The organism is Aeromonas sp. TECH754, assembly GCF_056279295.1.
This window is the reverse complement of the sequence record NZ_JBWBRA010000001.1, coordinates 600,699-612,993: the sequence shown is the minus strand read 5'-3', so window position 1 is coordinate 612,993 and position 12,295 is coordinate 600,699. Positions and strand designations below refer to the sequence as shown.

The following is a 12,295-nucleotide window of genomic DNA, read 5'->3' as shown; positions in this document are numbered from 1 at the left end:
CGACATGGCAATGTGCCGATATCTGGTGGCCGATGGCCGCCATTGCAGCGAAGAGGCCGGGGAGCACGACCTGTGCCGCTGGCACGACCCCCACGCCGATCACCAATCCCCCGATACCGTTCAGGCCCTGGAGCACTATGTGCGCCAGGGAGGGCTGTGCCACGGCCTGCAACTGGCCCGCGCCGAGCTGGCCGGCCTCAACCTGGTGAACAAGCAAGGCCCCCAGGGATTCTTGCTGGAGCAGTGCAATCTCTACCGCGCGAACCTGCGCGGCGCCCACCTCTATGGCATTAGAGTCAAGGGGGGGAGCCTGATGAAGGCGGACTTCAGCGAGGCGAACCTGCACTGCGCCGAACTGCACGACGTGAACCTGCTCGGCATCCGCTGGAAGAACACTCGCCTCGACAACCTGGATACCGGCAAGCGGCTGATGCAAGACAGGAAGGGGAGAAAGGAGCGGGATCCGGCACAGGCACGCGTCTGGTTCAAGGAGGCGGAGGAGACCTACCGGGATCTGCGCAAGGCCTCGGAGGCGCAGGGCATCTTCACCATGTCCGGTCGCTACATCCAGCAGGAGCTCACCATGCGCCGGCTGCAGATGCCCTTTTGCTCCTACCAGCGCTTCGCCTCCTGGATAGTGGACTTGTTCTGCGGCTACGGCGAGGCCCCCATGCGGGTGGTGCTGTTCTCGCTGCTGCTGATCCTCATCTGCAGCGTCTTCTACTTCTTCTTCGGCCTGAGCTTCAACGGCAACCACCTCATCTATCACCCCGAGGCCTCCCTCGAGAAAAACGCCATCTTCCTGCTGGAGTGCCTCTACTACAGCGTGGTGACCTTCACCACCCTGGGTTACGGCGACTTCACCCCCATCGGCCTCTCAAGGATCTTTGCCGCCTTCGAAGCCTTCACCGGCAGCTTCACGCTGGCGCTGTTCGTGGTGGTGTTTGTCAAGAAGATGACCCGCTAAAAACCTGTCCACGATCTTGCTGCGAGGCCATGCTCAAGGCTCATGCGCTGCTCGCTTATGTGTAACCAGGAGCGCTCATGTATACATATACATTCCGGTTCCTGCGCTTCACCTTGCTGACGACCGCTCGCGACAGAGCGTGAACAGGTTGCCGATAGCCAGATACCCTGCTCAAGAGCGGCGCCGGGCACAACCCCCGGAACTTGCATCCACGGCGGATTCCTAGTCCAATAGCGGCTAATAAAAACGACATGAGCATCCCGGACATGAAGATCATCTCTTTCAATATCAACGGCCTGCGCGCCCGTCCTCATCAGCTGCAAGCCATCATCGACAAGCATCAGCCGGACGTGATCGGCCTGCAGGAGATCAAGGTGCACGACGACGCCTTCCCGGTGGCCGACGTGGAGGCCATGGGCTATCACGTGGTGTTCCATGGCCAGAAGGGCCATTACGGGGTCGCCATCATGAGCAAGCAGCCGCCGCTCGACGTACAGAAAGGCTTCCCCACCGACGAAGAAGATGCCCAGCGCCGCATGATCATGGCCAGCTTCAAGCGCGAAGACGGCTCCATCATCAAGGTGATGAACGGCTATTTCCCGCAAGGGGAGAGCCAGGATCACGAGACCAAGTTCCCGGCCAAGCAGAAGTTCTACGAGGACTTGCAGCACTACCTCGAGACCCACCACAGCCCGGACGATCAGCTGGTGCTGATCGGCGATGTGAACATCTCCCCCACCGACCTCGACATCGGCATCGGCGAGGCGAACCGCAAGCGCTGGCTGCGGGATGGCAAGTGCTCCTTCCTGCCCATCGAGCGCGAGTGGATGGAGCGGCTCAAGGGCTTCGGCCTGACCGACACCTTCCGCGCCGCCAATCCCACCGAGTGCGAGCGCTTCTCCTGGTTCGACTACCGCTCCAAAGGCTTCGACGAGAACCGGGGTCTGCGCATCGACCTCATCCTGGCGTCCAACGCGCTCAAGGACAAAGTGACCGAGACCGGTATCGACTACGAGCTGCGCGGCATCGAGAAACCCTCGGATCACGCCCCCATCTGGGCCTGCTTCGCCTGATGACCTGACGTCCGATCTGGCGGCCATTCTGAGACCGCCTCATCCGATCAGAAAAGGGGACCATCATGGTCCCCTTTTCATTGCCCCACCCTCCCCGCCGCCCCTGCCATAAACCGTCGCGTCCCTCGCCCTTTTTCCCCGCGCCGATCCTGTTTGGAGCTGACACCTGAGGCTGCCAACAGCTCCAGTTCAACTTCGCAACCTTAATATGAAAAACAGCATGTATAACAAAAGGTTAATTTTCAGGTATGTCGCTAATAAAGTTTGTTAACAATCAGGTCCCAGGGTTGCAGGGAGAGCAGACCGACGGACAAACACCCAGGCCTGGCATGGGCTGCGCACAGCTGCGCCGGGCCGGCATCGCCCTGGCGTTGGCCGGCGTGCTGACGGCTTGTGGCGGCGAAACGGATGGCAAGGCCCAGGTGTTGCCGCCGGTACCGGTGGTGGTGGCCGAGGTCAAGCTGACCGACGTCCCGCTGACTACCGAGATGGTCGGCGAGACCGCCGGTTTTCGCGAAATCGACGTGCGCTCCCGGGTGAGCGGCATCCTGCTGCAGCGCACCTACATCGAGGGTCAGCCGGTCACCGCCGGCCAGGCGCTGTTCCTCATCGATCCCGCCCCCTATCAGGTGGCGCTGGAGCAGGCCAAGGGCACCCTGGCTCAGGAGCAGGCCCGTCTCAACAAGGCCCTGGCCGATCGCAATCGCATCATCCCGCTCTACCAGCGTCAGGTAGTGAGCCGACAGGACTATGACACCACCATCGCCAACTACGAGGCCGCCATCGCTAGCCATCAGGCCGCCCAGGCCAAGGTGAAGGAGGCGGAGCTCAACCTCAGCTACACCCAGGTGACCGCCCCCATCAGCGGCATGGCGAGCAAGAGCTCCCAGTCCGAGGGCAGCCTCATCTCCACCAGCGGCGACAGCGGTCTGCTCACCACCATCACCCAGTTCGATCCGCTCTATGTGAACTTCTCCTACTCGGAGCAGGATCGCCTCAACTTCGAGAGCGCGGTGAAGAGCGGCAAGCTGGAGGCCTTCGACGCCAACAGCTGGCACACCCATATCCGCCTCGCGGACGGCTCCCGCTACCCCCAGGTGGGCAAGCTGAACTTCTCCGACAACAGGGTCGATCCCCAGACCGGCACCATCCGTGCCCGCGCCATCTTCGACAACAAGGAGGGCAAGCTGCTGCCCGGCCAGTTCGTGCGCATGACCATCGAGCTAGGCCTGCGCAAGAACGCCATCCTGGTGCCGCCGCGGGCCATCGTTCAGTCCCAGGCCGACCGCATGGTGATGGTGGTGGACGAGACCAACAAGGTGGTGCCGCGCCCGGTCAAACTCGGCCAGAGCGTGGACGGCGGCGTGCTGATCGACAGCGGCCTCGCGCCCGGTGAGCGCTACATCGTCGAGGGGCTGATGAAGGCTCGACCCGGCGCCGTGGTCAAGCCGGTCTCCGCCGCCGAGATGAAGGCGATTCAGGCCCAGCTCACCCAGCAAGCCGCCGGCAAGTAAGGAGCGCCCATGTTTTCCAAGTTCTTCATCGAGCGCCCCATCTTCGCCAGCGTGATCTCCATCATCATCGTGATCGGGGGGCTGGCGGCCATGCGCGCCCTTCCCATCGAGCAGTATCCCCAAATCACCCCGCCCGTGGTGTCGGTCACCGCCTTCTACCCCGGCGCCACCCCCGAGGTGATCTCCCAGACGGTCGCGGCGCCGCTGGAGCAGCAGATCAACGGGGTGGAGGACATGCTCTACATGCAGTCCGGCTCCGCCTCCAACGGCCAGATGAACCTCAACGTCTATTTCGAGATAGGAACGGATCCGGATCAGGCCACCATCAACGTCAACAACAGAGTCAGCGCGGCCATGGCCCAGCTGCCGGAAGAGGTGAAGAAGCAGGGGGTGACGGTCAAGAAGAAGTCGACCTCCATCCTGCAGGTAGTCACCCTGCAATCCCCCGGCGGCACCTTCGACACCACCTATCTGTCGAACTATGCCCTGCTCAACATCATTGATGAGCTCAAGCGCATCCCCGGGGTCGGTGACACCACCCTGTTCGGCGGTACCGACTATGCCATGCGCATCTGGCTGCGACCGGACCGGCTGGCCCAGCTCGAGCTCACCCCGAGCGACGTGATCGGCGCCATCCGCGAGCAGAACACCCAGTTCGCGGCGGGCAAGATCGGCGCCCAACCCACCACGGCCCCCGTCGACTTCACCTACACGGTGCAGACCAAGGGGCGGCTCGAGGATGTCCGCGAGTTCCAGGACATCATCATCCGCTCCATGCCGGATGGCTCCAAGATCCGGGTCAAAGACGTGGCCAGGGTCGAGCTCGGCGGCAAGGATTACGACCTGCTGGCCAAGTCCAACGGCAAGCCCGCCATCGGCGTCGCCACCTACCTGCAGCCGGGGGCCAACGCCGTGGCGGTCGCGGATCAGGTGCACGCCACCATGGCGCGGCTCAAGGAGCGCTTCCCCCAGGACATCGAGTACCAGATCCCCTACGACACCACCGAGTTCGTGAAGATCTCCATCGAGGAGGTGGTCACCACCCTGTTCGAGGCCATAGTGCTGGTGTTCGTGGTGGTCTACCTGTTCCTGCAGAACTTCCGGGCCACCCTGATCCCCTGCATCGCGGTGCCGGTCTCCCTCATCGGCACCTTCGCCGGCATGCTGATGCTCGGCTTCTCCATCAACCTGCTGACCCTGTTCGGCATGGTGCTCGCCATCGGCATCGTAGTGGATGACGCCATCGTCGTGCTGGAGAACGTCGAGCGGATCATGCAGGAGAAGAAGTGCTCCCCCAAGGAGGCCGCCATCCTCGCCATGCAGGAGGTATCGGGCCCGGTGGTTGCCATCGTGCTGGTACTGTGCGCCGTGTTCCTGCCGGTCGCCTTCATGGGCGGCATGACCGGGGTGATGTACAAGCAGTTCGCCATCACGGTGGCGGTGTCGGTGGCCATCTCCGGCCTGGTGGCGCTGACCCTGTCGCCGGCCCTGTGCGCCGTGCTGCTCAAAGAGGGCCACCACAAGCCGGCCCGCTTCTTCGTCTGGTTCAACAACGCCTTCGACGGCCTGACCCGCCGCTACGTGCGCGGGGTCGCCTTCCTCAACCGCCGGGTCGGGGTCGCGTTCACCATCATCGGGCTGATCCTGGTCGCCATCTACGGTCTGCTGATGAAGGTGCCGGGGGAGCTGGTACCGAACGAAGATCAGGGCTACCTGCTCTCCGCCGTCATGCTGCCGGATGCGGCCGCCCTCACCCGCACCCAGGCGGTGGCCGACGACTTCGACAAGATGGTGATGGCGAACCCCAACGTGAAGGACGTCATCACCTTCGCGGGCTTCGACATCCTCTCCAACGCCGTCATCAGCAACAGCGGCATCAGCTTCATCACCCTCAAGGACTGGGGCGAGCGCCAGGGGACCGGCGAGGACTCCTTCTCCCTGGCCAAGACCTTCCAGGGCATGAGCCTGATGGGGTTGGCGGATGGCTTTGTCGCCCCCTTCAATCCGCCGCCCATCACCGGCATGTCCACCACCGGCGGGCTGGAGGCCTATCTGCAGAACCGCAGCAGCGGCGATGCTCAGGCCTTCTCCGGCGAGGTACAGCGCTTCGTCGAGGTGGCCAAGCAGCGTCCCGAGTTCGCCAGCGTCACCACCACCTACCGTGCCAACGTGCCCCAGGTCTACCTGGATCTCGACAGGGAGAAGGCCAAGGCGTTGGGGCTGCCCATCAATGCGGTGTTTGACACCATGCAGGCCACCTTCGGCCAGGTTTACGTCAACGACTTCAACCAGTTCGGCCGCACCTACCGGGTTCAGTTGCAGTCCGAGGCGGACTACCGCGCCAAGAAGAGCGACATCAGCAACGTCTATGTGCGCTCCAACAAGGGGGAGATGATCCCGCTCAGCAGCCTGGTGACGGTGCGTGACAGCACAGGCCCCGAACTGGTGGAGCGCTTCAACATCTTCCAGGCGGCCAAGATCATGGCCCAGCCGGCGCCGGGCTACAGCTCGGGTCAGGCCATCGCCGCCCTGGAGGCCGTGGCAAACGATACCCTGGGCAACGACGCCAAACTGGAGTGGACCGGCTCCGCCTATCAGGAAAAAGCCGCAGCCGGCAGCGCCGGCACCGCGTTCGGCTTCGGCATAGTGATGATCTTCCTCATCCTGGCGGCCCAGTACGAACGCTGGAGCCTGCCCTTCGCGGTGATCACGGCGGTGCCCTTCGCCCTGTTCGGCGCCCTGCTCGCCACCTGGGCGGTGGGGCTCACCAACAACGTCTACTTCCAGATAGGCTTGGTGACGCTGGTCGGCCTCGCCGCCAAGAACGCCATCCTGATCGTGGAGTTCGCGGTGATGAAACACGAGGAGGGGATGAGCCTCATCGAGTCGGCGCTGGAGGCGGCGCGACTGCGCTTTCGCCCCATCATCATGACCTCGCTGGCCTTCATTCTCGGCTGTGTGCCGCTGGTGACCTCGAGCGGGGCCGGTGCCGCGAGCCGCCATGCCCTCGGCTGGCCGGTGATAGGCGGTATGCTGGCGGCGACCTTCATCGCCACCTTCTTCATTCCGCTCTTCTTCCGCCTCATCATGCGGCGGGCGGAGCGAAAAGAGGGCCCCGCGCCAAAGGAAACACACTAAAAATGACAAGCCCCCGCCCATGCGGGGGCTTGCTTATCCCCGCCCTGGCGACCCGCACCAGCCCCAAGTCCCTGTCTGCCATCACATATTGCGCGGCCCGCCGGTGCCAAACCTTGACCTTCTCCTTTCGGGAAGGTTTACATTCCCCACATCCGTCACAGGGAAGCCATCCATGTTGTCATCCAGATTGCCCACAGAGCTTATCGCCCGGCTGTTGCTGGCGCTGGTGCTCGTCTGCAATCTCACGCTCTGCGTCAGTTGGCATGGCGTGACGGATGCCACTGCGGCCAATCTGGTGATGGGCACAGGCGCAGAGACGTCCGCCATGCAGGGACTCGCCTGCCATACCGGCGATGACGGACAGCCCAGCGCGACCATGAGCCAGGGGAACTGCCAGATGCACGGCGGCCTCACCTCCCCCGGCGGCAGCGGCCTGCTCCTGCTGGCGGCACTGCTGACCCTGCTCGTCCTCCCCCTGTTGTTGCAACTCCGAGCGCTCACCATGGCGCTGGATCACTGGTTGCGGGATCCTCTCCTGCGCCTGCGCGGTACTCACCCCCCTTCCTGGCCCAGACGGCATCTGATGCTCTCTGTGCTACGCCATTAGAAAGATCTTCTCCTGCGTGCCCGATGCAAGGCTTGTCCCTGTCCGGGATCCCGCGCCTTGCCTGACCTTGCCCTGATTGGCCATGCCCCGAGGGCGCAAGGAGCCGTGCGTCTGCTGACTCGTCAGTGACGCCCCGTTTGCCGCCCAGCCTGTTGTTCCGGTCGTCGTGACGGTGCCAGCCCATGAGGGTTGCGCCGAGCCACTCACCTCCTCAGCGCTCGCGGCCTGACAGAAGAGAAGATGTCATGTCATCAGCCAACCTTGCCGCGCCATCGTGCGCCCTGCCCTCCTGCACTGTCTGCGTCGGAGGCCCGCTATGAACAAGACCCTGTTGATGTCCGCCCTGCTGCTTGCCCTCGGGGCCGGTGGCGGTTACTGGGCCGCCAAACAGAGCGGTGCTGACGCCACGGCCGAGAAGGCCCCGCTCTACTGGGTCAATCCCATGGATCCCCGCGATCGGCGTGATGGCCCCGCCAAGGACAACATGGGGATGGACTTCATCCCCGTCTATGAAGAACAGAAAAGCGGCTCCCCCGGCACCGTCACCATCAGCCCCGAGATCCAGCAGAACCTGGGGGTACGGCTCGCCAAGGTGGAGCGGTTGCCCATCCACCAGCAGATCGAGACGGTGGGCTACGTGGGTTATGACGAGGAGCGGCTGGAGGCCGTCAACGCCCGCATGGCAGGCTGGATCCGCACCCTGGCCATCAAGAATGAGGGTCAGAAGGTGACAAGGGGCAGCCTCATCTATGAGCTCTACGCACCGGATCTGGTCAACGCCCAGCATGAATACCTGCTGGCACTGGGCACCAGCAACCCGCTGCTGCTGCGCGCCGCCGAGGGCAAGCTCAAATCCTTGCAGGTGCCGGCGGATCAGATAGCCGCCCTCAAGCGCACCCGTCAGGTGAGCGAGACCATCCGCATCTATGCCCCGAGCAGCGGTTATGTCTCCGAGCTCAAGGTGCGCGAGGGCCAATACGTGGAGCCCGCCGCCGCCCTGTTCAACATCAGCACCCTCAAGCAGGTGTGGGTCAGCGCCGAGGTGTTCGAGCGCCAGGCCGACCAGCTCAAGGTCGGCGATCCCGTCACCATGACCCTGGATTACGCCCCCGGCCGCCGCTGGCAGGGCAAGGTGGATTACCTCTACCCCACCCTGGACGCGGCCACCCGCACCCTCAAGGTACGGCTGCGCTTCGCAAACCCGGACGAGTTCCTCAAACCCAACATGTTCGCCAAGGTGAGCATCCAGAGCGGCAACGGCGCGCCCCAAACCCTGGTACCGAGCGAGGCGGTGATCCGCACCGGCAGCCAGGACCGGCTGGTGCTGGCGCTGGGGGATGGCGGCTTCAAGTCGGTGGCGGTCACGCTCGGCCCCCAGTTTGGCGACAAGGTTGCCATCCTCGGCGGAGTGGAGCCCGGTGACAGCATCGTCAGCTCGGCGCAATTTTTGCTCGACTCGGAATCCAGCATCGACTCAGACTTCCAGCGCATGACGGCTGTGCGGCCGCAGCAAGTCTGGACCCAGGGGGAGATCCAGACCCTGGATCTGGCGAGCCGGATCTTGAGCGTCAGCCACCAGCCGATCCCCGAGTGGCAGTGGCCCGCCATGGAGATGGACTTCACCGTCGCGGACGGGGTCGATATCAGCCGGCTGAAGCAGGGTCAGGCCCTGCACCTGCAGGTCGAACAGGAGGGGGATGAGTACAAGATCGTCAATATCCATGTTGAGGATGCCCCGGCCAACAAGGCCGCGCCTGCCAAAGATGACATGCAGGGCATGGAAGGTATGGACCATAGCCAGCACCAGATGAATATGCCCGAGATGGGAGCCAAATCATGATTCCGTCGATTATCCGCTGGTCCGTCGGCAACCGCTTCCTGGTGCTGCTGCTCACGCTGATGCTCTCCGCCTGGGGGCTCTGGTCGGTCAAACAGACCCCGGTGGACGCCCTGCCGGATCTCTCCGACGTGCAGGTGATCATCAAGACGTCCTACCCTGGCCAGGCGCCCCAGGTGGTGGAGGATCAGGTCACCTACCCGCTCACCACCGCCATGCTGGCGGTGCCGGGCGCCACCACGGTGCGCGGTTACTCCTTCTTCGGCGACTCCTTCGTCTATGTGCTGTTTGACGACAGCACCGATCTCTACTGGGCCCGCGCCCGGGTGCTGGAGTACCTGAGCCAGGTGGCCCCCAGCTTGCCCGCCTCGGCCCGTCCCCAGCTCGGCCCCGATGCCACCGGGGTGGGCTGGGTCTACCAGTACGCGCTGGTAGACAGAACTGGCAAGCACGATCTCAGCGAGCTCACCTCCCTGCAGAACTGGTTCCTGAAATACGAGCTGCAGACGGTCAACGGGGTCTCCGAGGTCGCCACCGTGGGCGGCATGGTGCGCCAGTATCAGGTCCGGGTCGACCCGGACAAGCTGCGCGCCTACGGCATTCCGCTCTCCCTCATCCAGACCGCCATCGAGCAGGGCAATCAGGAGACCGGCGCCTCCGTCATCGAGATGGCGGAAGCGGAGTACATGGTGCGCTCCAACGGTTACCTCAAGAGCGTGGATGATCTGAAACAGATCCCGCTCGGCACCAGCGTGCGAGGCGCCCCCCTGCTGCTGGGTGACGTGGCGGACGTGGTCACCGGCCCCCAGAGCCGACGGGGCATCGCCGAGCTCAACGGCGAGGGAGAAGTGGTGGGCGGCATCATCGTCATGCGCTATGGCGAGAACGCCCAGCACACCATCGACGGGGTCAAGACCCGGCTCGCCGAACTGAAATCCAGCCTGCCGGACGGGGTGGAGGTGGTCACCGTCTACGACAGATCCGACCTTATCCAGCGCGCCATCGACAACCTCTCCGGCAAGCTCATCGAGGAGTTCGCCGTGGTGGTGCTGGTCTGTCTGGCCTTCCTGTTCCACCTGCGATCCTCTCTGGTGGTGGTCATCACCCTGCCCATCGCCATCCTGGTGGCCTTCATCGTCATGCACCTGCAGGGGATCAACGCCAACATCATGTCGCTCGGCGGCATCGCCATCGCCATCGGCGCCATGGTGGATGGCGCCATCGTGATGATAGAGAACGTCCACAAGCACATGGAGCGGGAGGCACTCACCGACAAGAACCGCTGGCGCATCATCACGGAAGCGAGCATAGAAGTGGGCCCCGCCATCTTCTTCTCCCTGCTCATCATCACCATGAGCTTTCTGCCGGTGTTTGCCCTGGAAGCGCAGGAGGGACGCATGTTCCACCCGCTGGCCTACACCAAAACCTACGCCATGGCGGCGGCGGCCGGCCTCTCCATCACGCTGGTACCCGTCATCATGGGCTACTTCATCCGTGGCAAGGTGCTGGCAGAGCAGGCGAATCCGCTCAACCGTGGCTTGAGCCAGGCCTATATCCCGCTGCTCAACGCCGTGCTGGCCCGCCCCAAGGCGACCCTGGCGCTGGCGCTGGCGGTGACCGTGATCGGCTTCTGGCCGCTGAAATATCTGGGCTCCGAGTTCATACCGCCGTTCGATGAGGGGGACATCATGTACATGCCCACTACCGCGGCCAACATCTCGGTGGGCAAGGCGCGAGAGATCCTGCAACAGACCGACAAGCTCATTCGCACCGTGCCCGAGGTGCAGAACGTGTTCGGCAAGGCTGGCCGCGCCGACAGCGCCACCGATCCTGCCGACCTGGTGATGATGGAGACCAGCATCCAGCTCAAACCCCGTGACCAGTGGCGTCCCGGCATGACCCCGGAGAAGCTGAAGGAGGAGCTCGATGCCCTGATCCGCTTCCCCGGCCTCACCAACGCCTGGGTGCCCCCGATCAAGACCCGCATCGACATGCTGGCCACCGGCATCAAGACCCCGGTCGGCATCAAGATAGCGGGGCCCGATCTCAAGGTGGTCCAGCAGATCGGCCAGCAACTCGAGCAGATCGTCGGCAAGGTGGAGGGGGCGGCCTCGGTCTACGCCGAACGGGTTGCCGGCGGCCGCTACGTCAAGGTAGACATCGACCGGCTCAAGGCGGCCCGCTACGGCCTCAACATCGCCGAGGTGCAGGCGGTGCTCGCCACCGCGGTCGGTGGCATGGAGGTGGGCCAGACCATAGAGGGACGCGAGCGCTATCCCATCAACCTGCGCTATCCCCAGAGCTACCGCGACTCGGTGGCGAGCCTGGAGTTGCTGCCGCTGGTGACCCCCAAGGGAGAGCGCATCGCCCTGTCAGACGTGGCCCGGGTCTACATCAGCGACGAGGCCCCCATGCTCAGGAGCGAGAATGCGCGCCTCAACGGTTGGGTCTACGTGGATATCCGCCATCGGGACATCGGCACCTTCGTGGCGCAGGCCAAGGCCGAGGTGGACAAGCAGCTGGTGCTGCCGGCGGGCTATGCCCTCAGCTGGTCCGGTCAGTACGAATACATGGAGCGGGCCAAGGCACGCCTCGCCTACGTGGTGCCGCTCACCCTCGCCATCATAGTGCTGCTGCTCTATCTGGCGTTTCGCCGCGCCCAGGAGGTGCTGCTCATCCTCACCACCCTGCCGCTCGCCGTGGTGGGCGGGATCTGGACCGTCTGGCTGCTCGACTTCAACCTCTCGGTGGCAGTGGGGGTTGGCTTCATCGCCCTGGCCGGGGTGGCGGTGGAGACCGGCGTGCTGATGCTGGTCTACCTCAATCACGCCTGGGACGATCTCGTCGCCCGTGGCAAACCCACGCTGCAAGGCTTGCATGACGCCGTCATTCAGGGCGCCGCCCTGCGCCTGCGCCCCAAGATGATGACGGTGGTGACCATCATTGCCGGCCTGTTGCCCATCATGTGGAGCCACGGCACCGGCTCCGAAGTGATGCAGCGCATCGCCGCTCCCATGATAGGCGGCATGGTGACGGCGCTGGTGCTGACCCTGTTGGTGCTGCCCGCGGCCTTCTATCTGTGGCGTCGCCGCAGCCTGGCCCCCGAGCAGGCCGAATCACCCGAATCCACAACCGGTTTCGACTAAACAACTGAAGGAA

The 12,295-nt window shown here is 64.0% G+C and carries 7 protein-coding genes; all 7 read left to right on the top strand.

Features of this window, described 5'->3' with window-relative positions:
- The first annotated feature begins 4 nt into the window (after positions 1-4).
- The 7 genes from ACZ9IL_RS02690 (at position 5) to ACZ9IL_RS02660 (ending at position 12,282) form a co-directional block, all read left to right on the top strand.
- Positions 5-967, top strand: coding sequence for an ion channel (locus ACZ9IL_RS02690; protein WP_476002109.1), 963 nt, complete (start codon positions 5-7; stop codon positions 965-967).
- Positions 968-1,233: 266 nt separating this feature from the next.
- The gene (gene xthA / locus ACZ9IL_RS02685) at positions 1,234-2,040 is read left to right on the top strand and encodes an exodeoxyribonuclease III (RefSeq protein ID WP_476002108.1); all 807 of its coding nucleotides are present in this window, start codon (positions 1,234-1,236) and stop codon (positions 2,038-2,040) included.
- Between the two features lie 329 nt (positions 2,041-2,369).
- Positions 2,370-3,554, top strand: a complete 1,185-nt coding sequence (locus tag ACZ9IL_RS02680) for an efflux RND transporter periplasmic adaptor subunit (protein ID WP_476002107.1) — start codon at positions 2,370-2,372, stop codon at positions 3,552-3,554.
- 9 nt (positions 3,555-3,563) lie between these two features.
- A complete protein-coding gene (locus tag ACZ9IL_RS02675; protein WP_476002106.1) occupies positions 3,564-6,692 on the top strand; it encodes an efflux RND transporter permease subunit in 3,129 nt (1,042 codons plus the stop codon).
- Between the two features lie 172 nt (positions 6,693-6,864).
- On the top strand, positions 6,865-7,299 hold the full coding sequence (locus ACZ9IL_RS02670) for a hypothetical protein (RefSeq protein ID WP_476002105.1): 435 nt from the start codon (positions 6,865-6,867) through the stop codon (positions 7,297-7,299).
- A gap of 316 nt (positions 7,300-7,615) precedes the next feature.
- Positions 7,616-9,139, top strand: coding sequence for an efflux RND transporter periplasmic adaptor subunit (locus tag ACZ9IL_RS02665; RefSeq protein WP_476002104.1), 1,524 nt, complete (start codon positions 7,616-7,618; stop codon positions 9,137-9,139).
- Positions 9,136-12,282: an efflux RND transporter permease subunit gene (locus ACZ9IL_RS02660; RefSeq protein WP_476002103.1), complete on the top strand. Its 3,147-nt coding sequence runs from the start codon at positions 9,136-9,138 to the stop codon at positions 12,280-12,282. Before ACZ9IL_RS02665 ends, ACZ9IL_RS02660 begins: the two co-directional genes overlap by 4 nt.
- Positions 12,283-12,295 lie beyond the last annotated feature (13 nt).